The organism is Streptomyces mashuensis (assembly GCF_014654785.1).
In the GTDB taxonomy this organism is placed as follows: Bacteria; Actinomycetota; Actinomycetes; order Streptomycetales; family Streptomycetaceae; genus Streptomyces; species Streptomyces mashuensis.
Genome location: NZ_BNBD01000006.1, coordinates 332,604 through 356,883, shown reverse-complemented (window position 1 = coordinate 356,883; position 24,280 = coordinate 332,604). Strand labels below are relative to the sequence as shown.

General features: G+C 71.2%; 22 protein-coding genes. 7 read left to right on the top strand and 15 right to left on the bottom strand.

Annotation, left to right across the window (positions count from 1 at the left end):
* Positions 1 to 35: 35 nt before the first annotated feature.
* Both IE305_RS18035 and IE305_RS18030 read right to left on the bottom strand, forming a co-directional pair.
* Positions 36 to 1,292 carry a DUF3631 domain-containing protein gene (locus tag IE305_RS18035; protein WP_190130715.1) on the bottom strand — a complete coding sequence of 419 codons (1,257 nt, stop codon included), beginning with the start codon at positions 1,290 to 1,292 and terminating at the stop codon, positions 36 to 38.
* Positions 1,293 to 1,875: 583 nt separating this feature from the next.
* Complete coding sequence (locus IE305_RS18030) at positions 1,876 to 2,073, bottom strand: helix-turn-helix transcriptional regulator (RefSeq protein WP_190130635.1); 198 nt, start codon at positions 2,071 to 2,073, stop codon at positions 1,876 to 1,878.
* A gap of 125 nt (positions 2,074 to 2,198) precedes the next feature.
* On the opposite strand from IE305_RS18030, the gene IE305_RS18025 reads away from it, so the two are divergent.
* Both IE305_RS18025 and IE305_RS18020 read left to right on the top strand, forming a co-directional pair.
* A complete protein-coding gene (locus IE305_RS18025; RefSeq protein WP_190130634.1) occupies positions 2,199 to 2,702 on the top strand; it encodes a helix-turn-helix transcriptional regulator in 504 nt (167 codons plus the stop codon).
* Between the two features lie 21 nt (positions 2,703 to 2,723).
* Positions 2,724 to 3,878, top strand: coding sequence for a tyrosine-type recombinase/integrase (locus IE305_RS18020; RefSeq protein WP_190130633.1), 1,155 nt, complete (start codon positions 2,724 to 2,726; stop codon positions 3,876 to 3,878).
* A 7-nt stretch (positions 3,879 to 3,885) separates the two neighbouring features.
* Here the strand turns inward: IE305_RS18020 and sodN are convergent, their stop codons facing one another.
* Positions 3,886 to 4,281, bottom strand: coding sequence for a superoxide dismutase, Ni (gene sodN, locus IE305_RS18015; protein WP_190130632.1), 396 nt, complete (start codon positions 4,279 to 4,281; stop codon positions 3,886 to 3,888).
* A gap of 157 nt (positions 4,282 to 4,438) precedes the next feature.
* On the opposite strand from sodN, the gene sodX reads away from it, so the two are divergent.
* Positions 4,439 to 4,891 (top strand): nickel-type superoxide dismutase maturation protease, encoded by a 453-nt coding sequence (gene sodX, locus IE305_RS18010; protein ID WP_190130631.1) that lies wholly within the window; start codon positions 4,439 to 4,441, stop codon positions 4,889 to 4,891.
* Here sodX and IE305_RS18005 read toward each other — a convergent pair.
* The 4 genes from IE305_RS18005 to IE305_RS17990 form a co-directional block, all read right to left on the bottom strand.
* A complete protein-coding gene (locus tag IE305_RS18005; RefSeq protein ID WP_190130630.1) occupies positions 4,795 to 5,424 on the bottom strand; it encodes a CGNR zinc finger domain-containing protein in 630 nt (209 codons plus the stop codon). The two genes, sodX and IE305_RS18005, sit on opposite strands and share 97 nt — an antisense overlap.
* Before the next feature lie 157 nt (positions 5,425 to 5,581).
* Positions 5,582 to 6,343 (bottom strand): amino acid ABC transporter ATP-binding protein, encoded by a 762-nt coding sequence (locus IE305_RS18000; RefSeq protein ID WP_308440250.1) that lies wholly within the window; start codon positions 6,341 to 6,343, stop codon positions 5,582 to 5,584.
* Positions 6,340 to 7,224, bottom strand: coding sequence for an amino acid ABC transporter permease (locus IE305_RS17995; RefSeq protein ID WP_190130713.1), 885 nt, complete (start codon positions 7,222 to 7,224; stop codon positions 6,340 to 6,342). The genes IE305_RS18000 and IE305_RS17995 overlap by 4 nt, the downstream gene beginning before the upstream one ends.
* Before the next feature lie 324 nt (positions 7,225 to 7,548).
* Positions 7,549 to 8,511: an ABC transporter substrate-binding protein gene (locus IE305_RS17990; RefSeq protein WP_190130629.1), complete on the bottom strand. Its 963-nt coding sequence runs from the start codon at positions 8,509 to 8,511 to the stop codon at positions 7,549 to 7,551.
* Positions 8,512 to 9,052: 541 nt separating this feature from the next.
* On the opposite strand from IE305_RS17990, the gene IE305_RS17985 reads away from it, so the two are divergent.
* Complete coding sequence (locus IE305_RS17985) at positions 9,053 to 10,273, top strand: NAD(P)-dependent malic enzyme (protein ID WP_190130628.1); 1,221 nt, start codon at positions 9,053 to 9,055, stop codon at positions 10,271 to 10,273.
* Between the two features lie 81 nt (positions 10,274 to 10,354).
* On the opposite strand, the gene IE305_RS17980 is transcribed toward IE305_RS17985, so the two are convergent.
* On the bottom strand, positions 10,355 to 11,719 hold the full coding sequence (locus IE305_RS17980) for a TolB family protein (RefSeq protein ID WP_190130627.1): 1,365 nt from the start codon (positions 11,717 to 11,719) through the stop codon (positions 10,355 to 10,357).
* 208 nt (positions 11,720 to 11,927) lie between these two features.
* Between IE305_RS17980 and IE305_RS17975 the strand changes: the two genes are divergently transcribed.
* Positions 11,928 to 12,890, top strand: coding sequence for a zinc-binding dehydrogenase (locus IE305_RS17975; RefSeq protein WP_190130626.1), 963 nt, complete (start codon positions 11,928 to 11,930; stop codon positions 12,888 to 12,890).
* Between the two features lie 7 nt (positions 12,891 to 12,897).
* Positions 12,898 to 14,316, top strand: coding sequence for a glycoside hydrolase family 5 protein (locus IE305_RS17970; RefSeq protein WP_190130625.1), 1,419 nt, complete (start codon positions 12,898 to 12,900; stop codon positions 14,314 to 14,316).
* 156 nt (positions 14,317 to 14,472) lie between these two features.
* On the opposite strand, the gene IE305_RS17965 is transcribed toward IE305_RS17970, so the two are convergent.
* Together IE305_RS17965 and IE305_RS17960 are read right to left on the bottom strand one after the other, a co-directional pair.
* Positions 14,473 to 15,381 carry a PadR family transcriptional regulator gene (locus IE305_RS17965; RefSeq protein WP_190130624.1) on the bottom strand — a complete coding sequence of 303 codons (909 nt, stop codon included), beginning with the start codon at positions 15,379 to 15,381 and terminating at the stop codon, positions 14,473 to 14,475.
* Positions 15,381 to 16,211 carry a DUF4097 family beta strand repeat-containing protein gene (locus IE305_RS17960; RefSeq protein ID WP_190130623.1) on the bottom strand — a complete coding sequence of 277 codons (831 nt, stop codon included), beginning with the start codon at positions 16,209 to 16,211 and terminating at the stop codon, positions 15,381 to 15,383. The genes IE305_RS17965 and IE305_RS17960 overlap by 1 nt, the downstream gene beginning before the upstream one ends.
* 126 nt (positions 16,212 to 16,337) lie before the next feature.
* Between IE305_RS17960 and IE305_RS17955 the strand changes: the two genes are divergently transcribed.
* The gene (locus IE305_RS17955; protein WP_190130622.1) at positions 16,338 to 17,114 is read left to right on the top strand and encodes a hypothetical protein; all 777 of its coding nucleotides are present in this window, start codon (positions 16,338 to 16,340) and stop codon (positions 17,112 to 17,114) included.
* Positions 17,115 to 17,187: 73 nt separating this feature from the next.
* On the opposite strand, the gene IE305_RS17950 is transcribed toward IE305_RS17955, so the two are convergent.
* The 5 genes from IE305_RS17950 to IE305_RS17930 form a co-directional block, all read right to left on the bottom strand.
* Positions 17,188 to 17,364 (bottom strand): DUF6104 family protein, encoded by a 177-nt coding sequence (locus IE305_RS17950; RefSeq protein WP_190130621.1) that lies wholly within the window; start codon positions 17,362 to 17,364, stop codon positions 17,188 to 17,190.
* 80 nt (positions 17,365 to 17,444) lie between these two features.
* The gene (locus IE305_RS17945; protein WP_190130620.1) at positions 17,445 to 21,230 is read right to left on the bottom strand and encodes a multifunctional oxoglutarate decarboxylase/oxoglutarate dehydrogenase thiamine pyrophosphate-binding subunit/dihydrolipoyllysine-residue succinyltransferase subunit; all 3,786 of its coding nucleotides are present in this window, start codon (positions 21,228 to 21,230) and stop codon (positions 17,445 to 17,447) included.
* Positions 21,231 to 21,467: 237 nt separating this feature from the next.
* Positions 21,468 to 22,607 (bottom strand): sensor histidine kinase, encoded by a 1,140-nt coding sequence (locus IE305_RS17940; RefSeq protein ID WP_190130619.1) that lies wholly within the window; start codon positions 22,605 to 22,607, stop codon positions 21,468 to 21,470.
* Positions 22,604 to 23,341 carry a response regulator transcription factor gene (locus tag IE305_RS17935; RefSeq protein WP_190130618.1) on the bottom strand — a complete coding sequence of 246 codons (738 nt, stop codon included), beginning with the start codon at positions 23,339 to 23,341 and terminating at the stop codon, positions 22,604 to 22,606. The genes IE305_RS17940 and IE305_RS17935 overlap by 4 nt, the downstream gene beginning before the upstream one ends.
* 90 nt (positions 23,342 to 23,431) lie before the next feature.
* Entirely contained in the window at positions 23,432 to 24,163 is a 732-nt protein-coding gene (locus tag IE305_RS17930) for a spermidine synthase family protein (protein WP_190130617.1), read from the bottom strand.
* Positions 24,164 to 24,280 lie beyond the last annotated feature (117 nt).

Sequence of the window (24,280 nt, the reverse complement as noted above, 5' to 3'; positions counted from 1 at the left end):
ATGCGACGGAGTGAGACGGACCTGCGGAAGGTGGATCAGCGGGCGCGCTTGGGGCCGGCGGTGCCGCCGGGCGGGACGATGGGCAGCGATCCCGTGGGGGCGGCAGGCAGCTTGCCTTCCGCCGGGCGTGCGGGTGCGAACCCGTTCCCAGAGGCGCGGGCCGGTTGGGCGGGGTCGGGGCAGTAACGCGCCCAGGCGTCGAGGAACTGATTGCGGGCGTACGCCTTGGCCTGCTTGCCGTTCTCGAAGCGGTGGTTGGCTGGGCTGATGCCGAAATCGCGCAGCAGGTTGGCCAGGTGGTAGGCGTTCAGCCCCTTGGTCCCGTGCTCAGCCCAGGGCGCCTCGCCATCCTGGATCAGGACGGCGAGCAGGTCCTGGGTGCGCAGAGCCTCCCTGTTGCCTTCCTGCTCGAAGACGCGGCGGATGTCCCGCAGCAGCCGCGTCTTCAAGCTCGTCTGCTCATCCTGAACGACCTCGTGCCGAGTCATTGCCAAGCAGGCCGTACGGGCCTGCGCGGGCCAGTGGCCGCCGGCCAGGTCGGCGACGATGACCAGCGGCTCCCAGGTGTCCGCAGCCCGGTCCTCGACCGGCATCTTCGGCACGTAGGCCGCAGCGGGGCTCCGCAGTGGGGCCAGCCAGGCGGTCAGCCGGTCGCGCACCGCGTGCAGTTCCGGCACGGAGTACCGCGATCGGAACTGGGTGATCCGCTCGCCGGGCTTGCGCTTCTGCATGCGGATGACGACCGCCCGATCCATGATCGTGTCTGGCAGGTCACCGATCCCGGCCAGCGCGGCCATGGCGAAGGTGGGGAACGCCGTCGGCTTGTGTTCCGGGCCGGAGATGCGCCAGGCGGGCCGATTGCGCTGGTGACCGGCGTTCAGCAGGCCGCGCAGGTCCTCCTTCTCGCCTGCCTTGGGGCCGAAGATGGTGTCGGCCTCGTCCACCAGCAGCGTCGGCGGGTTCTTGCCGATGACGCGGAAGACCACCGCCGGAGAGGTATTCACCGTCATCATCGGCTGGTGCACGGTTTCGTGCAGCACGTCCAGGACGCGGGACTTGCCGCACCCCTTGGTCGGCCCCACCACCGCCAGTCGGGGCGCGTGCTGGAGGGCGGGCTGGATGTGGGTGGCCGCCACCCACAGCGTGACCGCGGTCAGTGCCTCCTCGCTTGGCAGCACGACATACCGGCCGATCGCCGCCCGCAGCTCATCCAGCAGCTCAACTCCGTCACAGGCCGCCTCGGCACTGGCGCCGTCCCGGTCCCCGGTCCCCGACCCGTCACCCGGGACCACGGTCCCCTGCTGCGCGGTCTCCTCCGCGAGACCGATGGTCCCCAGCGGTCGGTGGGGACCACGGTCCCCTGGTGCGGTAACCGTGTCCTGGCGGTCGGTCCCCACATCCGGGACCAGGGGACCGGGACCGGACTCCCGGTCCTCGCTCACCTGCGGCCCGGTCCGCAAGCCGCTGGCCTGCGTCTTCTCCACGACTGCGGATGTTTGGTCCGCAGCGGGGCCCTCGGTCCGTGGCTCGTCGGCGGACCGGTCTGCGCCCTCTGACGGCTGTGGACCGGTCCCGTCGTGCGGCCGGTCCCCGGTCCCCGGGGCAGCGGACCGCGTGTCCCCCTGGTCCACACGGTGCCGGGGGATGCCTTGACCGGGGACCGCGACCGTGGGCCACACGACTCCGGAAGGTGTGTTCGAGGTGGTGGGGGACGCAGAGTCCTCCATAGACGTTCCTCTCTGATAGGGGGCAGGACGGGCAAGGTCCCGCCCCCTATGTGCTCGTTCGTTCAGGTAAGGGCGATGGGCTGGGGAATCCTCGGCCCTCGGCGTTGGCTCGCCGGGGGCCGCTGTCGTGTCCGGCGCCGCCGGTTTGTCACGAGGCCAGGCCCCACTCGTCCTGGCCTTCGGCCAGCGCACGCTCGTAGCGCAGCAGCTCGACCTCGGGGTACAGCACCCGCTTGCCGATCTTGATGCCGCGTGGCCCCTTCCCGATCTGCCGCCAGTAGCGGACCGTGCTCTCGGACGTGCGGTATCGCTCGGCAATCTCGGCAGTGGTCAGGTATTGCGCCATGCATTTTCCCATTCGACTAGGAGGCGATCCGATCCGTATAAGGATTACCTGGCGATCCGCGATTCTTCAAACCGGGAAGGTCATGTTTCAATTGGGATAGCGACGGTGAGTGACGGGAGAGCGCGATGGCAGATGGCAAGGCAGGCGGCGCGGAGGTGCCGCTGCTCTACAGCGAGGGGAACGTCGCCGCGCGCGTGGCGCTGGAGCGCGAGGTGCGGGGATGGAGCACGACCGAGCTGGCGGAGCGGGTGACCAAGGCCGGCGTGAGGATGAACCAGACCGCGGTCTGGCGTATCGAGAACGGCGAGCCGCGCCGCCGCATCAACCTCGACGAGGCCCTCGCCTTCGCCAGAGTCTTCGAGCTGCCTCTCGAAGAGCTCATGTCCCCGCCGCTCGAAGGCATCGACATGGACGGGCGGCGCCTCGTCCAGGAAGCCGTCGAGGCGTTCTACGAGTCCCGCGACGCTCAGGACCGTCTCCATCAAGCCGTCGTCGCGACGGCCGAGCACATCCAGGCCCACCCCGGCAGCTCACGCGCCATCCACGAGCAGTGCCTTCGCCTCATGGGTGAAGAGCGCGACGCCCGTGCCCTCACCGAGTACATCGAGAGCGGCGGCTACCACCGATAGCCAACCCAAGGGAGAACCGACTTGGCCAACATCCAGAAGCGACCCAACGGCAAATGGCGGGCCCGCTACCGCGACCTCGACGGCAAGGAGCACGCCCGCCACTTCGACCGCAAGGTCGACGCCCAGCGCTGGCTCGACGAGGTCACGACCAGCATGGTCACCGGGCTGTACGTCGACCCGCGCGCTGGAAAGATCTCGTTCGAGAAGTACGCGACGAAGTGGGAGGGCGAGCAGATCGCCGGTGAGGCGGGCACCCGCATCACCGACAACGCCCTACGGGTGCACCTGATACCCGCGCTCGGCTCCTACGCGATGGCGTCCTTGCGGCGTACCCACATCCAGGCCCTGTTCAAGAAGCTCTCCGAGCAGCTGGGGCCGGGGAGCGTACGCAACGTCTACGACGTCCTCGTCCGCGTCATGACGGCCGCTGTCGAGGACAAGGTCATCCCCGTGACCCCGTGCAAGCGGATCACGCTTCCGTCCGTGCCGGACGAGGAGGTCATGCCTCCCACTGTCGCGCAGGTCGAGGCGATGGCACGCGTCATGCCGTCGTACATCCGTGCGGCCATCGTCGTCCTGGCCGGGTCAGGGCTCCGCATAGGCGAGCTGCTCGGCCTCAAGGTCTCGGACGTCGACTTCAAGAACGGCACGATCCGTGTCGAGCGGCAGCGTCTCCAGTCCGGGCTCATCGGTCCGCCGAAGACCGGCAAGTCCCGGCGCACCGTCCCGGTCGGCGAGGTCGTCACCGACGCTCTCCTCGTGCACCTCGCCGCACGGCCCTCCAAGGAGTGGCTGTTCACGATGGAGGAGGGTGAGCCACTCCATTACCGTCGCTGGAAGACCGAGTGGAACTGCGCCCGCCGGGCCCTGCAGAAGGCGGAGAACGAGGCGGCCGAGCGCGAAGGGCGCAAGCCCGTCGAGCTGCCGCACATGGTGACCCACGACCTGCGGCACTTCTACGCCTCCGCACTCATCGCCGGCGGGGCGAGCGTCAAGCAGGTGCAGCTGGTGCTCGGCCACGCATCCGCCGTCATCACGCTGCGGATCTACGCGCACCTGTGGCCGGGCGAAGAAGACCGCACCCGGTCCGTCATGGACGCCGTGCTCGGCGGTTTGCGGACCGGGTGCGGACTGGCGGACCGGGCGATCGAAGAAATCGCAGGTCAACCGGCATAAGCCAAGATCAGGCCTTCTTCGTCTCCCAGAAGATGCGGTCGATCTCGGCGATGAGCTCCAGCGCCTTCTCGCCCGTCTTCGGGTCCGTGGACGCCTTGGCGGCGCTCAGGGCCTTCAGGGTGTCGTTGATGAGCTGGTGCAGCTGCGGGTACTTCTCGAAGTGCGGGGCCTTGAAGTAGTCGCTCCACAGCACCGAGACGTGGTGCTTGGCGAGCTCCGCGCGCTGCTCCTTGATGACCGTCGCGCGGGCACGGAAGTGCGGGTCCTCGTTGGCCTGGTACTTCTCCTGGACGGCCTTGACCGACTCCGCCTCGATGCGGGCCTGGGCCGGGTCGTAGACCCCGCAGGGCAGGTCGCAGTGGGCGCTGACCCGTACCTTGGGGGCGAACAGGCGGGAGAGCATGTAGCTGTCCTTCCTCGTGATCGTCTTCTCAGGTGCGAGATTACTCGGTACGGGAAGGCTTTTCTCGGGTGCCCCGGGGGCCCGCGTCGAAAGACCGGTGTCAGGCTGGGACCGGGCGCGAGCCCGGGAGGTGGCGGAGAGACACGGAGGTGCCGAGGTGCAGGAGCAAGTCGACGAACGCGGGCACGAGCTCGAGCGTGAGCGTCACGGACTGCTGCGGACCGGGCTCGCCGAGGTCTACAACCCCTCGATGGTGCCGACCCTGAACCCGGGCGACCGGCTCGTCGTGCGCTACGGGGCCGGTGTGCGCCCGGGTGACGTGGTGGTGCTGCGGCACCCCTTCCGGCAGGACCTGCTCATCGTCAAGCGGGCGGCGGAGCGCCGGGACGGCGGCTGGTGGGTGACGGGCGACAACCCCCTGGTCGAGAACGACAGCAGGGAGTTCGGCACGGTCCCGGACGACCTCGTGGTGGCCCGGGCCTGGCTGCGGCTGCGGCCCCCGCCGGGGGCCGGTCAGCGGTCGGTGGGGGCGCTGCTGTCGTGGGCGCTGTCGGCCGTGCGGCCGCTGCGCTCCTCCGGCCGGTCGCCCTGGCGCTTGCGGGCCCGGTAGGCGGCGACGTTGGCCCGGGTGGCGCAGCGGTCGGAGCAGTAGCGGCGCGACCGGTTGGTGGAGGTGTCGAGGTAGGCGTTGCGGCAGGGCGTGGCCTGGCAGATGCCGAGCCGGTCGATGCCGAGCTCGGTGAGGTGCACGGCGAGGCCCATGCAGGCCGTGGCGGTGTAGGCGGCGCCCGCGTTGGCGGCGTGGTCGGCGATGTGCATGTGCCACTTGGGCCGGCCGTCCTCGTCGCGGTACTCGTGCCCGGAGATCTGCGGGCTGACCGGGAACTCCATCAGCAGCGCGTTGAGCAGGTCGACGGCCCGTACCTCGTCGCCCTCGGCGGCGGCCTCGAAGACGGCGCGCAGCCGGCCGCGCACGGCGCGCAGCCGCGTGAGGTCGCCGTCGCTCAGCCGGCGGGCGGCCGACGAGCCGGGGCTGAAGAGGTCCCGTACGGCGTCGAGCGAGGTCAGCGCGTCGGTGCCGCGCGCCGGCTGCTCGCTGTTCACCAGCCGCACGGCGTAGTCCGAGTACGAGGACAGTTCCACGCGTGATCCCTCTGCCGGCGGCCCCTCCGGTCGGCCCGGGGCCCGTAATGGATATGGCAGTTCCGAGGGTATTACACCGAGCACGTGGACAACGAGTGCCGGACGGCCCCGGCGGCGGTACCGCCGCCGGGGCCGTCCGGCACTCGTGGGTGGACTCCTACAGCACCTTCGACAGGAACGCCTTCGTCCGGTCGTGCTGCGGGTTGGTGAGCACCTCGCGCGGGTGGCCCGACTCGACGACCACGCCCTGGTCCATGAAGACCACCGAGTCGCCGACCTCGCGGGCGAAGCCCATCTCATGCGTGACGACGATCATCGTCATGCCGTCCTCGGCGAGGCCCCGCATGACGTCGAGGACGTCGCCCACCAGCTCCGGGTCCAGCGCGGAGGTCGGCTCGTCGAACAGCATCAGCTTGGGCTCCATCGCCAGCGCGCGGGCGATGGCGACGCGCTGCTGCTGGCCGCCGGAGAGCTGCGAGGGGTAGTTGTCCGCCTTGTCCGCCAGGCCCACCCGGTCGAGCAGCTTCAGGGCCCGCTCCCGGGCCACCGCCTTGCTCTCGCCCTTGACCTGGACGGGGGCCTCCATGACGTTGCCCAGCGCGGTCATGTGCGGGAAGAGGTTGAAGCGCTGGAACACCATGCCGATGTCCCGGCGGTTGCGGGCCACCTCGCTGTCCTTGAGCTCGTACAGCTTGTTGCCCTGCTGGCGGTAGCCCACCAGCTCGCCGTCCACGTAGAGCCGGCCGGCGTTGATCTGCTCCAGGTGGTTGATGCAGCGCAGGAAGGTGGACTTGCCGGAGCCGGACGGGCCGATCAGGCAGAACACCTCGCGCGGGGCGACCTCCAGGTCGATGCCCTTGAGGATGTGCGCGGTGCCGTAGGACTTGTGGACGCCCTCGGCCTTCACCATCGCGGTCATGCGGTGACGCCTCCCTTGGCACGGTTGCTGAAGGTGGACAGGTTCGCCTTGACCTTCTGCCAAGGGGTCAGCGGCAGGGTGCGCAGCGAGCCGCGCGCGTAGTGGCGCTCCAGGTAGAACTGGCCGACGCTGAAGACGCTGGTGAGGATCAGGTACCAGGTGGCGGCCAGGAACAGCATCTCGACCGTGGCGCCGGTGGTCTGCCCGATGTCGGAGGTGGAGCGCAGCAGCTCCAGGTACTGGGCGGCGCTCGCCGCCAGCGACGAGGTCTTCAGCATGTTGATGAACTCGTTGCCGGTCGGCGGGACGATGACGCGCATCGCCTGCGGCAGCACGATGCGGCGCAGCGTCCTGCCCTGGCTCATGCCCAGCGCGTGGGCGGCCTCGGTCTGGCCCTCGTCGACCGACTGGATGCCGGCCCGGACGATCTCCGACATGTACGCGGCCTCGTTGAGCCCCAGGCCGAGCAGCGCGGCCACGAAGGGGGTCATGAAGTCGCTCATCTCGTCCCGGTAGATGGGGCCGAGGTTGATGTACGGGAAGATCAGCGCGAGGTTGAACCACAGCAGCAGCTGGACGAAGACCGGGGTGCCCCGGAAGAACCAGATGTAGACCCAGGCGACGGACGACGTCACGGGGTTCTTCGACAGCCGCATCACGGCCAGCACGATGCCCAGGACCAGGCCGAGCACCATGGCCAGCACCGAGATGAGGACCGTCTTGCCGAGGCCGGAGAGGACGGAGGAGTCGAAGATGTAGTCGGGGATGGCGCTGTAGTGGACGTTCGCGGTGGCGAAGGCGTTCACCAGCAGGCCGAGCAGGGCCAGGACGACGACGGCGGAGATCCAGCGACCGTAGTGACGGACGGGGATGGCCTTGATGGCCTCGGGCTGGGCCTTCGCGGCGGAGCCGGCGGGCGGATCGGCGGGCGGATCGGCGGGGTCGGCGGGCGGATCGTCCTTGGCGGTCTCGCCGGCCTTGTCAGCCGTCTCGGCCTTCTCGGCCTTTTCGAGCTTGGCGGCCTTGGGGGTCTCGCCGGCCTTTTCGGCCTTTTCGGCCTTCTCGACGTTCTCGGCCTTGTCAGGGGTTTCGGCCTTGTCGGCCTTCTCGGCCTTGTCCGGCTCGTCGGGTGAGGGGGTGGAAGAGGTCACCGGTCATGCCTTTCGGGGGAAGGGGCAGGAAGGGGTGGGGCAGCGGACCGAAGGTCAGGTGCCGCCGTTGACCTTCACTTCCTTGATGGCGCCGGCCTCCACGCCCCAGGTCTTCAGCACCTTCGCGTAGTCGCCGTTCTTGACGATCTCCTCCAGCGCCGCCTTGACGGCGTCCCTGAGCTGCGCGTTGTCCTTCGCCACGGCGATGCCGTACGGCGCGGCCTGCACCTGGTCGCCCACGGCCTCGAAGTCGTTGCCGCCGCCGGAGGTCTTCACCGCGTACGCCGCGACCGGGAAGTCGCTGGAGACGGCGTCGACGCCACCGGCCTTCAGCCGGGTCTGGGCCTCCACGTCCGTGTCGAACGCCTCGATGGAGATGGCGTCCTTCTCGTCCTGCTGGCACTTCTCGGACTGCTTCTTCGCCAGGTCGTCCGAGACCGTGCCGCGCTCCACGGCGATCTTCTTGCCGCAGAGGTCGTCCCAGCCGTTGATGCCCTTGGTGTCGCCCTTCTTGGTGTAGATGGACACGCCCGCGTTGAAGTAGTCGACGAAGTCGACGCCCTCACCGGCCTTCTTGCCGGTCTTGGAGTCGATGCCCTCCTGCCGGTCCTTGGTGTCGGTCATCGCGGACATCGCCAGGTCGTACCGCTTGGAGCGCAGACCGGTGATCAGGGTGTCGAAGGTGCCGTTGTTGAACTCGACGCGGACGCCGAGCTGCTTGGCGAGGGCCGCGGCGATGTCCGGGTCGATGCCGACCGTCTTGCCGTCCTTCTTGAACTCCACGGGGGCGTACGCGATGTCCGAGCCGATCCGGATGACCTTGGAGCTCTGGATCCGAGGGGGCAGCTTGGAGAAGAGCGGCGCCTGGGAGCCCTGGGCGGCGCCGTTGCCGGTGCCGGGCTTGTCCCGCTGGTCGCCGCATCCGGTCAGCAGCAGGGCGCCGGCGACCGCGATCGCGCCGACGGCGGCCGTGCGACTCCTGGCGCCCGCCGGGCGGGGGGTGGTGCTTGCGGTCATTGCTGGTTCCTCCTGCAGGTGAGGGGAGAGCCGACTGTTCACACTGGATTCACGCGGGGTCCAGCACGGGTGGAGCACACTTCGTCGTGCGCCGCGACCTCGTGCGGTCTGCGCATCTTGCCATCCGGACCAGCCCATTCGGGGGGCTGACGATGTCAAAATCGGATAACGGGTGATCCCCGCTCGGTACGAGGAGGTTCCTCCACCTTTTTACTGCGCTGTCCGTTCTGCGACGCTGCTCGCCACGAGATCGATCTCACCTGCCGCGTGTCTCACCATGTGGGCATCCGTCCCTCGCGACACACCCGTGCCGGAACACAACCAGCCGGTAACTCACTCGTCGCGCACACGGTCTTCCGGTACAAAGACCAGTCACACCCCTCACCCGGGGGCCCAGGGCGTGCACGCGACGGCGCCCCCCGCGCCCGTTCCTGCCCCGCGGCGGCCGACCGCCCGCCGGGCCGGCGGCGCGGTGCCCGACCCGCTCCGCGAACCCAGGGGCGGTTACCCTCGACTGAAACTGACAAAGGGGTCAAGAAAAGTGGCAGCGGAGATTGTGAATCCTCGGAGCGAGAGCGCGGGCGTGCCGGAGGGCGCCGGCGGGGGCGAGTTCGGCCACCCGGCCTTCGCCCTGCACCGGGGCGGAAAGATGGAGATCCGGGCGACGGTGCCCGTGCGGGACCGCGACGACCTGTCCCTGGCGTACACGCCGGGCGTCGCCAAGGTCTGCAGCGCCATCGCGGAACACCCCGAGCTGGTTCACGACTACACCTGGAAGTCGAAGGTCGTCGCCGTGGTCACGGACGGCAGCGCCGTGCTGGGCCTGGGCGACATCGGCCCGGAGGCGTCCCTGCCCGTGATGGAGGGCAAGGCCATCCTCTTCAAGCAGTTCGGCGGCGTCGACGCCGTGCCCGTGGCCCTCGACTGCCGCGACACCGACGAGATCGTGGAGACCGTCGCCCGGCTCGCCCCCTCGTTCGGCGGCATCAACCTGGAGGACATCTCCGCGCCGCGCTGCTTCGAGGTGGAGCGCAAGCTCCAGGAGCGCGTGGACATCCCCGTCTTCCACGACGACCAGCACGGCACCGCCGTCGTCACCCTGGCGGCACTGCGCAACGCCGCGCGGCTGACCGGCCGGTCCCTGGGCGAGCTGCGCGGCGTCATCTCGGGCGCGGGCGCGGCCGGCGTGGCCATCGCCCGCATCCTGGTGGAGGCGGGCATCGGCGACGTGGCCGTCTGCGACCGCAAGGGCATCGTCTCGCGCGACCGCGAGGACCTGACCGACGTCAAGCGCGAGCTGGCCGGCTTCACCAACAAGGTCGGTCTGTCCGGCCCGTTGGAGACCGCGCTGGACGGCGCCGACGTCTTCATCGGTGTCTCCGGCGGCACGATCGCCGAGGCCGCGGTGGCCAAGATGGCCAAGGACGCCATCGTGTTCGCCATGGCCAACCCGAACCCGGAGATCCACCCGGACGTCGCGCACAAGTACGCCGCCGTGGTCGCCACCGGCCGCAGCGACTACCCCAACCAGATCAACAACGTGCTGGCGTTCCCCGGCATCTTCGCCGGCGCCCTCCAGGTGCGTGCCTCGCGCATCACCGAGGGCATGAAGCTGGCGGCCGCCGAGGCCCTCGCCGCCGTGGTCGCCGACGAGCTCAGCGCGGACTGCGTCATCCCCTCGCCGTTCGACGAGCGCGTCGCCCCGGCCGTGACCGCGGCCGTCGCGGCGGCGGCGCGCGCGGAGGGCGTGGCGCGCGTCTGACGCCGCCGCAGCACCCGTACGCAAAGACGGGGCCGGACCGCGATGCGCGGGCCGGCCCCGTCGCCGTATGCCCCCGGTCTCTCAGCGCAGAAGGCGGAGGAAGACGTCCTGCACCTTGTTGGTGTCGCCGGGCACGAGGTTGCCGGCCTCGCTGTCGAAGAGGACCCTGGAGCCGGTGCGGTCGACCGCGACGACGCTGGAGCGGCCGTTCGCCTTGATCCCGCCCTTGCCGACGCTGACCCGCTCGATCGTGTTCGTGCGCAGGTCGCGGACGAAGACGTCCTCGATCCCGCGGTTGCCACCGGGCGCCAGGTTCGAGGCGGACGAGGAGAAGAACACCTTGTTGCCGTCGGTGCTCATGGCCATCCCGCCCCACGCGGAGCCGTTCTGGGGCTTCCCGTCCGGCGTCTCGCTCACCCTCCGCACGGTGTCGCGGTCGAGGTCACGGACGAAGACGTCGTCGCTGTTGTCGTTCTCCCCGGGCACCACCCTGGCGCCCGTCTTGAAGACCACGTAGCGCCCGTCGCCGCTGATCGCCGGCGTTTCGTACACGTAGAGGAACCTGCCCTGGTACGTCTTGCCGGCCAGCCAGGTGCGGTGCGTCCGCAGGTCGTGGGCGTACAGGCCGCGCGCCCGCGGCTTGCCGTGGATGCCGCCGTGGTTGCTGTCGGCCGTCAGCCCCTGGTAGCTCTTGAAGACGACCCGGCTGCCGTCGGCACTGATGACCGGGGAGTGACCGCCGTAGCCGCTCTGGCCGCCCTTCTCGTTCACACTCACCCGGGTCGTGCGGCCCGTCAGGCGGTCCCGGACGAAGACGTCCCAGGTGTTGTTGGTGTCGCCGGGCACCAGGTCGTCCCGCTCCGACGTGAAGGCCACGTACCGGCCGTCGGCGGTGACCGACGGCGTGTCGGAGACCTTCGCCGGGCCCTTGGCGCCGGGGAGCAGACGCTCGGTGCGGCCGGTGAACAGGTCGCGGACGTAGATGTCCCGGTGGTGGTCCGGGGCCCGGCCGGGCACGATGTTGCCGGCCTCCGAGTCGAAGACCACGTACCGCCCGTTGCCGCTGATGCTCGCGCCGTACGAGTCGCCGTCGGCCGCCGTGCCGTCCGGGGCCGCGCTGATCAGCCTGGTGTCGCTGGACAGCAGGTCCCGGACGTAGACCAGCCGGTGGCCGCCCTTGACGCCCGGCACCAGGCCGGACGCCGTGGAGACGAACACCGCGTAGCGGCCGCCGCCGTTCAGGCCCGCTCCGGCGCTCGGCGCGTCGGCCTGCCGCTGGTCGGCGCCCACGCTCACCCGCTCGATGAACTTCGGCGGCGGCGACTGCACGGCCCCGGCCGCCGAGGGCAGGACCGCCGCCGCTGTCCCGCAGGCCACGGCGGCCGCGAGCGCGACGCGTATCCGGCTCCCGGTCCGTCTCCCGTTCCGTCTGCTCCGTCGTTCCATGATCCCCCCTGATGCCGTCCGGTCCCGCTGTTCCCGGGCCGCAGCCAACTCCGCGCCGCCACCCGGGGTCAACGAGGAGGGACCGCCTCCTGCCGCGGTTACGCCCGTTGCCGGACGCCGCGGTGGACGGCACCGCCGTGCCGTGCGCGGCGCGCGTCACACGTCCGCGTGGTTCCGCCGCACACCGGCACCCGGCTAGGTTCGGATCATGTTCGCTGCCTACGCCGCACGCATCGACCGCGACCAGCCGCTGAACGGCCTCGAGCTGGGGGAGCGCCCCGACCCCGAGGCCCGGCCCGGCTGGACCACCGTGACCGTCAAGGCCGCCTCCCTCAACCACCACGACCTGTGGTCGCTGCGCGGGGTGGGCCTGGGCGAGGAGGCCCTGCCGATGATCCTCGGCTGCGACGCCGCCGGCATTGACGAGGACGGCAACGAGGTCGTCGTCCACTCCGTGATCGGCCAGAGCGGCCACGGCGTCGGCCCGCGCGAGCCGCGGTCCATCCTCACCGAGCGCTACCAGGGCACCTTCGCCGAGCGCGTGACCGTACCGGCGTGGAACGTGCTGCCCAAGCCCAAGGAGCTCACGTTCGAGCAGGCCGCCTGCCTGCCCACCGCCTGGCTGACGGCGTACCGCATGCTGTTCACCAACGCCGGCGTCCGGCCCGGCCAGAGCATCCTGGTGCAGGGCGCCGGTGGCGGCGTGGCCACGGCGGCCATCGTGCTCGGCGCGGCCGCCGGCCTGCGCGTCTACGCCACCAGCCGCGACGAGGCCAAGCGCAAGCGCGCCGTCGAACTGGGCGCGGAGGCCGCGTTCGAGCCGGGCGCCCGGCTGCCGCAGCGCGTGGACGCGGTCATCGAGACCGTGGGCGCGGCCACCTGGTCCCACTCGGTGAAGTCCCTGAAGCCCGGCGGCACCCTCGTCATCTCCGGCGCCACCAGCGGCACCAACCCGCCGGCCGCCGAGCTGAACCGCATCTTCTTCCTGGAGCTGAAGGTCGTCGGCTCGACGATGGGCACCAAGGACGAGCTCGCCGACCTGCTGAGCTTCTGCGTCGCGACCGGTGTCCGGCCGGTCATCGACTCGGTGCTGCCGCTGGACCGGGCCCGCGAGGCGTTCGAGAAGATGGCCGGTGGCGACCTGTTCGGCAAGGTCGTGCTGACGGTATGAACGGCGGATGCCGAAGCCGAACAGACGCACGGCGGGGCTCGCGCTGGCCGCAGCCCTCACTCTGGCCGCTCTGACCACTCCGGCCACACCCGGAACGGCCGCGGCCGCGGCCGCCGACGGCATCCCGCCCCTCACCGACGAGCAGGGGCGGGTGCTCACCCTGCGGGGCTGGAACCTCGCCGACAAGGAACACCGCGGCGACCGCGCCCTGGAGAGCATCACCGAACGGTCCGTGCGCGACCTCGCCCGGCACGGCTTCCGCTTCGCCCGGCTGGCGGTGTTCTGGGACGACCTGGAACCGGACCCCGGCCGGTACAGCGAGCCGTACCTCCGCCGCATCGAACGGGTGCTGGACTGGGCGGCGCGGTACCGGGTCCGGGTCGTGATCGACGCCCACCAGGACGTCTACGGGCCGGCGTTCAACGGCCACCGCGGCATCCCCGCGTGGGCGACACGCACCGACGGCCTGCCGTACCGGCCGCACCCCGACGACTGGTTCGCCGAATACTTCGAACCCGCGGTGCAGGCCGCGTTCGAGCACCTCTACGAGGACGCGGACCTGCGGCGGGCCCAGACCCGCATGTGGGAAGTGCTCGCCGGGCGCTTCGCCCGGCACCCCGCCGTGTTCGGCTACGACCTCATCAACGAGCCGATGGGCCGGATGCGGCCCGGCGAGGACATGTTCACCGCGGCACGCCGCATCGAGGCCACACAGATCACCCCGATGTACCGGCGGCTCGCGGAAGCGATCCGGCGGGTCGACACCCGGCACTGGCTGTTCGTCGAACCCACCCCCGCGGCGGGCGAAGGCAAACCCACCGGCCTCGGCCGCGTGGACGACCCCAAGGTCGTCTACGCGCCGCACTTCTACAACGCGGCGATGGAGCTCGGTGGGGACTACGACCCGTCGTCCGGCTGGCTGGAGAACTACGAGGCGGCCGTGGTGCGGTATCCGCGCGAACAGCGGGTACCGGTGGTGGTCGGCGAGTGGGGCCCGATGAACAGCGCCCAGCCGAACATGCCGCGCTTCTACGAGGACGCCATCGCGTCCATCGGCCGCTACGCCTCCGGGTGGGCGGGATGGGAGTGGTGCTACGGGGGCGGCTACTGCGCGCTCACGGCCGACGGCCGCTTCGCCCCCAACAAGGAGCGCACGGCCCGCGCTTACGCTGTGGCGGTGGCGGGGGTGGTACGGAGCGAAACGTATGAGGCGGGCGCCCGCAGGTACCGCCTGTCGTACATTCCGCGCCGCGGGGGCGGCGAGAGTGAGCTTTCCCTTCCGCCGCGGAGTGGGGGGTGGCGGGTGAGGGTTTCCGGGCCGGGGCGGGCGGATACGCGGACCGTTCCGGCGGGGGAGGCGGGAACGGTGCGGGTGTGGGCCGTGGGGGGTCGGGGTGCGGTGACGGTGGTGGCGGAGGAGGGGTGAGGGTGCCCCGCTACCGCGGCGGTGTCCTCAAACGCCGGACGGGCTTGAGTTGGCTGAGGCCTCAGCCAAAACCAGCCCCGCTGGGGGCACCTCCCAGCGGTAGCTGGGGGAGTTTGAGGCGCGGGGTCCGGGGCGGAGCCCCGGTTACCGAGGGCCCTACTCCCCCCGCAGCACCGCACCCGCTCGTGCTGCCGCCTCCGCCAAGTCGCGCCGCAAAAGTGCCAGCTGACCGGCAGTGATTCCATGGTCCCGCGCAGCATCCCGCACCTCGTCGCGGAACCGGTCCAGCAGCCGGTCAAGGTCCCGCGCCGGGTCCTTGGACAGCGTGTCGTCCGCCGTCGCCCACTCCGGCCGCGGCGGAGGCGCCGACTCACGCGGGCCCGTTCCGGCCAGCGTGCCGAGTTCCCTGGCGAGGGCGTTGACGCCCTCGACCAGGCCGGCCGGCCAGTCGCCGTGCCGCGTGTGCTCGCGTACCTGTTCCTGCACGCGGTCCTTGATGCGCAGCACCTCCTCGCGGGCGTGCTCCTGCATCTGCCGGGCCTGGCGGCGGGCCGTCTGCGCGTCCTGGCGGGCGCGGCGGTTCTCCTCCTTGGCCCGGCGGACCTGCTCCTTCCATTCCTCCTTGGCCCGGCGCAGCTCCTCCTTCGCCCCGGCGAACGGGTCCGGCGAGACCTGCGTACGGGCGTTGCGCGCCGCCTCCCGCATCTCGCGCCGCAGGTCACCCGCCGCGCCGCGGACGTCCTCGCGGATGTCCGCGGCCAGGGCCGCGACCGACTCGCGGATCTCGAGCTCCAGCTCGGCCAGCTCGCCGCGCCGGCCGTCGAGCTCGTCGCGGCCCGCGGCCGTGAGGGAGTACACCTTGCGGCCGCCCTCCGTGGTGTGGGTGACCAGGCCCTCGGCCTCCAGTTTGGCCAGGCGCGGGTACACCGTGCCGGCCGAGGGCGCGTAGAGGCCCTGGAACCGCTCCTCCAGGAGGCGGATGACCTCGTAGCCGTGGCGGGGGGCCTCGTCGAGGAGACCGAGCAGGTACAGCCGCAGCCGGCCGTGGGCGAAGACGGGGGCCATCAGAGGACCTTTCCCTCGTGCTCCTGGGGGCGGCGCAGCAGTGCGACCGCGCCCGAGACGGTGGTGACCCGCAGCCGGCCGCCGCCCTCGCCGAGCCTGCCGGTGATGGTCTTGGCGCCCCACTGGCCCTCGACCCGCAGGTCGTCGAAGGCGCAGGAGACGTCGCCGCTGGTGGTGTTGGCGTTCACCTCGGCGTCGACCTGCTGCGGCAGCCGGATGGCGATCTGGCCGGAGACGCTGGTCAGCGCCAGCTCGGGGTGGCGGCCGGCGGCCAGGTCGACCGTCATGTCGCCGCCGACCGACTCGGCCTTGACCGTGCCGCTGCGGTGCTCGACGAGCGTCAGCTCGCCGGAGACCGACTTGAACCGGAGGTCGCCGCCGAGGGACTGCGCCTCCAGCCGCCCCGACACCGTCTCGGCGTCGACCGGGCCCGTGACGCCGACGAGCGTGACGTCACCGGAGACCGAGTGCACGTCGGTGGCGCCGGAGATCCCCGACACCACCGCGTCCGCCGTGACGACGCCGGCGTCCGTGCGGGTCGCCGTCGGCACGGTGAGCGTGACGGTGGCGCTGCGCTTCCAGCTCTTGCGGTCGAGCCACTTGAGGAAGCTGCCCGGCAGGTCCGGGTAGCCGACGGTCAGCAGGCCGTCCTCCAGCTTGACGACGAGAGGGGCGCCCTTGATCTCGGTCAGCTCCAGCCGGGCGGGGCCCGAGTCCGACGCGACGACGTTCAGCGCGCCGCCGATGATGCGTGCCTTGAGGGCCGTGACCGGTCCGTCGAAGGTGAGCTTGGCTGGTTCTGCGAGCGACCACGGTGACTGGTCCGGCATCCTGGGCCTCCTGGCGGCACTGACGACACGACGCAACATATCGCGACCGATATCGCGTCTCTGAGAAACACGATATATCGCGGTCCCGCGAAGTCAAGGGGCAACCGCGTGGCTTAGCGTTGACGCATGTCCGCAACTGATCACAGCCGGCCCGCCGGGGCCCTGCTGCTCTGCCGGGCCGAGCCCGGCAGGGTCCGCCCGTCCGCCCAGCTCCTGCGCGAGCCGCTGCTCCTCGCCCCGGCCGGCGAGGGCTGGAGCGTCCTGGTCCCCGGCGAGGAGTCCTGGCAGGCGGAAGGCACCTCCCCGGCCGCCGTCACGGCCGAATGGGCGCACGCCCTGACCACGGCCGAACCGTGGCCGGCCGTCGGGCTGTGGTGGGACGACCGCGGCGCGGGCTTCGTCGTGGCCTCCGGTTTCCGCCGCACCGCCGGCTACACCTGGCTGGCGGACGGCACCCCGCGCGGCGAGGAGACGGCGCTCGCCGCGCTGCGATCGAGGCTGGGCCTGGACCCGGTGCTGGACGCGGCCGCGTTCGACCGGCTCGCGGAGGCCGACCCCGACGCGGACGCCGCGGCCCGTATCCGCGGCCTGATCGCCGTCCTGGCCCGGGCCGGCCTGCACCTCCCGCCCGGCCTGGCGCCCGGCACCAGCACCGCGGCACTGCGCACGGCCGTGGGCACGGCCCCGGGAGTACGGGCCGTGGAGTGGCCGGGGTGGCGCGAGGCGGTCTGCGCGGGGCCGCGGGCGCGGGCGCTGAGTGCGGCGGAGATCGCGGTCGGTGCGGGGCTGTTGCTGGCCGGCCGCCGCCGCGCTCGCCGGGGGCTCGCCGTCGCGGGTGCCGTGCTCGTCGCCGACGGGGTGCTCACGCTGGCGTACGACCGGTGGCGGGCGAGGGGGGAATAGACCCCAGCCCCCTGAACGCGAAACGCCGGACGGGCTGCCATGGCAGCCCGTCCGGCGTTTCGCGTTCACCCGTTCACTCGTCCTCGTCGTCCAGACGCGCCAGCCACGTGGCCAGGCGTTCCACCGGGACCTCGAAGTCCGGGTTGAGGTCGACGAACTCGCGCAGGCGCTCGGCCACCCAGCCGAGGGTGACCTCCTCCTCGCCGCGCCGGTTCTCCAGTTCCTCGATGCCGCGGTCGGTGAAGTACAACGTGCTCTCCTCTTACGGGGCCGGGCCCCCACCGCTGTCGCGATGGGGGCCCGGCACTCTTACGGCTTCGGCCGGACGTCTCAGACGTCGAAGACCTCGGCGACCAGGGCCTGCTGCTCCAGCTGGTGGCGCTTGGCCGAGCCGACCGCCGGGGACGACGAGTGCGGCCGGGACACCCGGCGCAGCCGCTCCCGGGCCGGCAGGTCGGCGCCGACCGCCAGGTCCAGGTGGTCGATCAGGTTCAGCGCGATGAACGGCCACGCACCCTGGTTCGCCGGCTCCTCCTGCGCCCAGATGTACTTCTCGGCGTTGGGGAACTTGGCGATCTCGGCCTGGAGCTCCGCACCCGGCAGCGGGTAGAGGCGCTCGAGGCGGAGGATGGCGGTGTCGTTCGCGCCGCGCTTGGCCCGCTCGGCCTCCAGGTCGTAGTAGACCTTGCCGGAGCAGAAGACGACCTTGCGGACGGCGGCCGGGTCGACGGTGTCGTCACCGATGACCGGGCGGAACCGGCCGGTCGTGAACTCCTCCGCCTTCGACGCCGCGGCCTTCAGGCGCAGCATCGACTTCGGGGTGAAGACGATGAGCGGCTTGTGGTGCGGGTTGTGCACCTGCCAGCGCAGGAGGTGGAAGTAGTTCGACGGCAGCGTCGGCATGGCGACCGTCATGTTGTTCTGCGCGCACAGCTGGAGGTACCGCTCGATGCGGGCCGAGGAGTGGTCCGGGCCCTGGCCCTCGTAGCCGTGCGGCAGGAGCAGGACGACGCCGGACGTCTGGCCCCACTTCTGCTCGGAGGACGAGATGAACTCGTCGATGACGTTCTGCGCGCCGTTGGCGAAGTCGCCGAACTGCGCCTCCCACAGCACCAGGGCGTCCGGGCGGGCCAGCGAGTAGCCGTACTCGAAGCCCATCGCCGCGTACTCGCTGAGCAGCGAGTCGTAGACGTTGAAGCGTGCCTGGTCCTCGGACAGGTACAGCAGCGGCGTGTAGTCCTCGCCGGTCTCGCGGTCCACGAGGACCGCGTGGCGCTGGCCGAAGGTGCCGCGGCGGGAGTCCTGGCCCGCGAGGCGGACCGGGGTGCCCTCCATCAGCAGCGAGCCGAAGGCGAGGGTCTCGCCCATGGCCCAGTCGATGGTGCCGTCCTCGACGCTGGCCGCGCGGCGCTGGAGCTGCGGCAGCAGGCGCGGGTGCACCGTGACGTTCTCCGGCAGGTTGACCTGCGACTCGGCGATGCGCTTGACGACCTCCTGGCTGATCGCGGTGTCCACCGCGACGGGGAAGCCGTCCTGCGGGGCCGGGGCCGGCGCCACGTCGGGCGCGCCGGTGGTGGCCTCGCGGACCTCGGTGAAGACCTTCTCCAGCTGGCCCTGGTAGTCCTGCAGCGCCTGCTCGGCCTCCTCCAGCGTGATGTCGCCCCGGCCGATCAGCGACTCGGTGTACAGCTTGCGCACCGAGCGCTTCTTGTCGATCAGGTCGTACATCAGCGGCTGGGTGAACGAGGGGTTGTCGGCCTCGTTGTGGCCCCGGCGGCGGTAGCAGATCAGGTCGATGACGACGTCCTTGTTGAACGCCTGGCGGAACTCGAAGGCCAGTCGCGCGACGCGGACCACGGCCTCCGGGTCGTCACCGTTCACGTGGAAGATCGGCGCCTCGATCATCCGGGCGACGTCGGTGCAGTACATCGACGAGCGCGAGGACTCCGGCGGCGCGGTGAAGCCGACCTGGTTGTTGATGACGATGTGCACGGTGCCGCCGGTGCGGTAGCCGCGCAGCTGCGACATGTTGAGCGTCTCCGCCACCACGCCCTGGCCGGCGAAGGCCGCGTCGCCGTGCAGCTGGATCGGCAGGACGGTGAAGTCCGTGCCGGCCTTGCCGATGATGTCCTGCTTGGCGCGGGAGATGCCCTCGACGACCGGGTCGACGGTCTCCAGGTGCGAGGGGTTGGCGGCCAGCGAGACCTTGATCTGCTCGCCGTCCAGGCCGGTGAAGGTGCCCTCGGCGCCCAGGTGGTACTTCACGTCGCCGGAGCCGTGCATCGACTTCGGGTCGAGGTTGCCCTCGAACTCGCGGAAGATCTGCGCGTACGACTTGCCGACGATGTTGGCGAGGACGTTGAGGCGGCCACGGTGGGCCATGCCGATGACGGCCTCGTCGAGGCGGGCCTCGGCGGCCGCGTCCAGCACCGCGTCCAGCAGCGGGATGACGGACTCGCCGCCCTCCAGGGAGAACCGCTTCTGGCCGACGTACTTCGTCTGCAGGAAGGTCTCGAACGCCTCGGCGGCGTTCAGGCGGCGCAGGATGCGCAGCTGCTCCTCGCGCTCCGGCTTGGAGTGCGGGCGCTCGACGCGGTCCTGGATCCACTTGCGCTGCTTGGGGTCCTGGATGTGCATGAACTCGATGCCGGTGGTGCGGCAGTACGAGTCGCGCAGCACGCCGAGGATGTCGCGCAGCTTCATCATCGACTTGCCGGCGAAGCCGCCGACCGCGAACTCGCGCTCCAGGTCCCACAGGGTGAGGCCGTGCTCGGTGATGTCGAGGTCGGGGTGCTTGCGCTGGCGGTACTCCAGCGGGTCGGTGTCGGCCATGACGTGGCCGCGGACCCGGTAGGAGTGGATCAGCTCGAAGACGCGGGCGGCCTTGGTGACGTCGTCGTCGTGCGAGGCGTCGATGTCCTTGAGCCAGCGGACCGGCTCGTAGGGGATGCGCAGCGCCTCGAAGATGTCGTCGTAGAAGCCGTTCTCGCCCAGCAGCAGCTGGTGCATGATGCGCAGGAACTCGCCGGAGGCGGCGCCCTGGATGACCCGGTGGTCGTAGGTCGACGTCAGGGTCATGACCTTGGAGATGCCCATCTTGTTCAGGGCGTCCTGCGAGGTGCCCTGGAACTCGGCGGGGTACTCCATGGCGCCGACACCGATGATCACGCTCTGGCCGCCCATGAGGCGCGGCACGGAGTGGACGGTGCCGATGCCGCCGGGGTTGGTGAGCGAGCACGTCACCCCGGTGAAGTCGTCCATCGTCAGCTTGTTGTTCCGGGCGCGGCGGACGATGTCCTCGTACGCCTGCCAGAACTCGAAGAAGTTGAGGGTCTCGGCCTTCTTGATGGCCGCGACCACCAGCTGGCGCTCGCCGTTGGGCTTGACCAGGTCGATGGCCAGGCCCAGGTTGACGTGCGGCGGCTTGACCAGGGTGGGCTTGCCGTCCTTCTCGGTGAACGACCAGTTCATCGAGGGCATCAGCTTCATGGCCTGGACCATGGCGTAGCCGATGAGGTGCGTGAAGGAGACCTTCCCGCCCCGGGCGCGCTTGAGGTGATTGTTGATGACGATGCGCTGGTCGAACAGCAGCTTCACCGGCACGGCGCGGACGGACGTGGCCGTCGGCACCTCCAGCGAGGCGTTCATGTTCTTGGCGACGGCGGCGGACGGGCCGCGCAGCGTCACGTACTCCGGGGCCTCCGGCGCGGCGGCCGGCTCGGCGGCCTTGGCGGGCTTCGCGGCCGGGCGGGGCGTCGGCGTCGCGGTCTTCACGGCGGCGGGAGCCGGAGCGGCCGGCGCCTGGGGCGCGGCCGGGGCGGCCTTCGGCGCGGCGGGGGCCGCGGCGGCCGGCTGCGCGGCCGGGGCGGCGGCGGCCGGGGCGGGGGCCGCGGGCGTCGTGCCCTCGGTCACCGCCGGCGGCGTGGCCGGCGCGCCCGGCTTGTAGTCGGCGAAGAAGTCCCACCAGGCTCGGTCGACCGAGTTCGGGTCCTGGAGGTACTGCTGGTAGATCTCGTCGACGAGCCACTCATTGGGACCGAACACATCGGCAGGGCTCTTGCCCTGCCCTGCTTGGTCGGTCGAGACGCTCGAGGTGTTGGGGGACTGTGGCGACACGGCGGCAACCGCCCTCTTCCGCTTCCTAAGGTGGTGGACAGCGGGAATAAAGGCTACGCCTGTCGGCACCGTTGATGCAGGCCACCCGGGCCAGTCGTCGTGTAAGTCACACTCCGCCCCGGGTTTCGGGGTACGGCCGAGCGGGAAAACCCGAAAGTTCCTCGTACCCGGGTCTTCCTGTGGCGTCACCTCGTCCCGCCGTCTCTCCGGACGGGATAAGTGCTCCTGCCAACGACCCTACGTCAAGACATCTCGCGAGGTCCCCCCGGAAGAGTGACCCGGAAGAGTGACGCGGATGCGGCAGCCCCGCGGCGACTCCGCCACCCAGATGTTCCCGCCGTGCAGGTCGACCGCCCAGCGTGCGATGGCCAGGCCCAGCCCTGTACCCCCGTCGGCACCCGTACCGGGCTGGCCGTGGGGGCCCCGGTTGAACCGCTCGAAGACCCGGTACCGCTCCGCCTCCGGGATGCCCGGGCCCTCGTCCACCACCTCCAGGGACAGCGACTGCCCGCCGCTCTCCCCGCGCCGGGCGCGCACCGTCACCCGTCCGTGCGGCGGGCTGTGTTTGACGGCGTTGTCCACCAGGTTGGCCACCACCTGGTGCAGCCGCTCCACGTCGGCGTGCGCCGTCAGCTCCGGCGGCGACACGTCCAGGTGCAGGTGCACGTCCTTGCGCGCGTGCGGTGCGGAACCGCTGCCGCTGGCCATGCCGGCCTCCTTCAGCACCCCCGCCAGGTACGGCCACACCTCGAAGCGCCGGGCCCGCAGCGGCACCACCCCGTTGTCCAGCCGCGACAGGTCCAGCAGCTGCTCCACCAGCCGGCCCAGCCGCTCGGTCTGCCGCAGCGCCGTGCGCATCGTCTCCGAGTCCGGCTCGCAGACCCCGTCGACCACGTTCTCCAGAACCGCCCGCAGCCCGGCGATGGGCGTGCGCAGCTCGTGCGAGACGTTGGCCACCAGCTCCTTGCGGTGGGTGTCCACCGCCTCCAGGTCGGCCGCCATGCGGTTGAAGGCGTGCGCCAGGTCGCCGAACTCGTCCCGCCGCCCGGCCCGCACCCGCCGGGTGTAGTCGCCCCGCGCCATGGCCCGGGTGACCTCGGTCATCTCGTCCAGCGGGGCCGTCAGGCCGTGCGCCACGAACTGCGTGACCAGCAGCGACGCAATGATCGAGAAAATCGTGATGATGCGCAGCTCCGTCGCCGAGTGGATCGCGACGAACACCAGGAAGGTGGTGATCACCACCGACCCGACGACCAGGGCGCCGAGCGCCGCCTTCACCGAGCGGTACGGGTCCAGCGGCCGCAGCGCCTCCCAGAGCCGGCCCCCGACCCGGCCCCACAGCCCCGGCCGGGCCTGCGCCGGAGCGTCCCGGCTCATGCCGCCGGGGTCTCCAGCGCGTAGCCGACCCCGTGCACCGTACGGATCCGCTCCGCGCCGATCTTCCGGCGCAACGCCTTGATGTGACTGTCCACGGTGCGGGTGCCCGAGGCGTCCGCCCAGTCCCACACCTCCGCCAGCAGCTGCTCCCGCGACAGCACCGCGCGCGGCGTGTTCGCCAGGCACACCAGCAGGTCGAACTCGGTGGGCGTCAGGTGCACGTCCCCGCCGCGCACCCGCACCCGGCGCTGCGCGTGGTCGATCTCCAGCTCGCCCAGCCGCAGGATGCCCGTCCGCGGCGTGTGCGCGGCCAGCGTCGCCCGCTCCACGCGCCGCAGCAGGACGTGCACCCGGGCCGCCAGCTCCCGCATCGAGAACGGCTTGGTCATGTAGTCGTCCGCGCCCACGCCCAGCCCGACCAGCATGTCGGTCTCGTCGTCGCGCGCCGTCAGCATCAGCACGGGCACCGGCCGCTGTGCCTGCACCCTGCGGCACACCTCCAGCCCGTCGAAGCCCGGCAGCATGATGTCCAGGACCACCAGGTCCGGCTGCCACGCCTCGGCGGTGTCGACGGCCGCCGGCCCGTCGGCCGCGGTCCGGACCTGGAACCCCTCGGCTTTCAGCCGTGCCGCGATGGCGTCGACGATCGTCCGGTCGTCCTCGACGATCAGTACCCGGCGCTGAGCGCCGGCGGAGGCTGTCACGCCGCTCGGGCCGATGTGTGTCTGCTCCATGCGCCCCGCCCCTAAGCGTCTTCCCTTGGTGCTTTCCACCAGTCCTGCGCTGTTGGAAGGCACAGGGTACGGGCACGCGGCGGGCCTCGGCTACGCGGCGCTGATGCCGAGGTGGACCACGTCCGGGACGCCCCGGGCAACGCTGATCTCTTCAGTGGTTACCCCGGCGAATCCGGCATTCCGGAGGCTCTGTTCGAACGCCGGGGAGGGCTGTGCGGACCACACCGCGAGCACACCGCCGGGCGTCAGGCGCTCCCGGCAGGCCGCGAGCCCGGCGGGCGTGTAGAGACCGCCGTTGTCCTCCGTCACCGTCCAGTCGGGGCCGTTGTCGATGTCGAGGCAGAGCGCGTCGTAGCGCGGCCCCGGCGCACGGAGGTGCGCCACCAGGTCGGCGAGGACGATCTCGGTGCGCGGGTCGGCGAGGGCGGCCGCCGAGACCGTGCCGAGCGGCCCGGACCGGTGCCAGTCGACCACCGCCGGCTCCCGCTCCACCACGGTGATGCGGCCCCAGCGCGGCTCGGCGGCCGCCCGGGCCAGCGAGAAGCCGACGCCCAGACCGCCGATGAGCAGGGCGGGCGCGGGCCGGTCCGCGGGCAGGGCGGCCAGCGCGGCGTCGACGAGGAGACGCTCGGAGCGGCCGTCGGCGGTGTCCATGAGGAAACAGCCGTTGGCGATGATCTCGTAGACCGCGTGGGAAGAATCCCCGTGCGGGCCGCGGCGCCGCAGCACCACCTCGCCGTACGGGCCCTCGCGGCGGTCGAGGACGACGGGGGAGGACCCGTCCGCGGAGTTCCGGACGGCGGGGACGTTCGAGAGGGTCATGGCTGCGCAGTCTCCTCGGGTGTCGGGGTACGTACCGGTCGTCGCGCCGGACCCGTCCGGCGCCTGCGAACCGGCCGACGCAACCACGCGTCAAGAGGTTGACAAGGGTGGCCACCG

Bases quoted from the DNA above. Each gene is read 5' to 3' on its own strand.
- IE305_RS17960 (WP_190130623.1), bottom strand. From the start codon at position 16,211: ATGCCGGACCAGTCACCGTGGTCGCTCGCAGAACCAGCCAAGCTCACC.
- IE305_RS17965 (WP_190130624.1), bottom strand. From the start codon at position 15,381: ATGGCCCCCGTCTTCGCCCACGGCCGGCTGCGGCTGTACCTGCTCGGT.
- IE305_RS17935 (WP_190130618.1), bottom strand. From the start codon at position 23,341: ATGGAGCAGACACACATCGGCCCGAGCGGCGTGACAGCCTCCGCCGGC.
- IE305_RS17930 (WP_190130617.1), bottom strand. From the start codon at position 24,163: ATGACCCTCTCGAACGTCCCCGCCGTCCGGAACTCCGCGGACGGGTCC.
- IE305_RS18025 (WP_190130634.1), top strand. From the start codon at position 2,199: ATGGCAGATGGCAAGGCAGGCGGCGCGGAGGTGCCGCTGCTCTACAGC.
- IE305_RS18000 (WP_308440250.1), bottom strand. From the start codon at position 6,343: ATGACCGCGATGGTGAAGGCCGAGGGCGTCCACAAGTCCTACGGCACC.
- IE305_RS17980 (WP_190130627.1), bottom strand. From the start codon at position 11,719: ATGGAACGACGGAGCAGACGGAACGGGAGACGGACCGGGAGCCGGATA.
- IE305_RS17970 (WP_190130625.1), top strand. From the start codon at position 12,898: ATGCCGAAGCCGAACAGACGCACGGCGGGGCTCGCGCTGGCCGCAGCC.
- IE305_RS17990 (WP_190130629.1), bottom strand. From the start codon at position 8,511: ATGACCGCAAGCACCACCCCCCGCCCGGCGGGCGCCAGGAGTCGCACG.
- IE305_RS17940 (WP_190130619.1), bottom strand. From the start codon at position 22,607: ATGAGCCGGGACGCTCCGGCGCAGGCCCGGCCGGGGCTGTGGGGCCGG.
- IE305_RS17955 (WP_190130622.1), top strand. From the start codon at position 16,338: ATGTCCGCAACTGATCACAGCCGGCCCGCCGGGGCCCTGCTGCTCTGC.
- sodN (WP_190130632.1), bottom strand. From the start codon at position 4,281: ATGCTCTCCCGCCTGTTCGCCCCCAAGGTACGGGTCAGCGCCCACTGC.
- IE305_RS17975 (WP_190130626.1), top strand. From the start codon at position 11,928: ATGTTCGCTGCCTACGCCGCACGCATCGACCGCGACCAGCCGCTGAAC.
- IE305_RS18030 (WP_190130635.1), bottom strand. From the start codon at position 2,073: ATGGCGCAATACCTGACCACTGCCGAGATTGCCGAGCGATACCGCACG.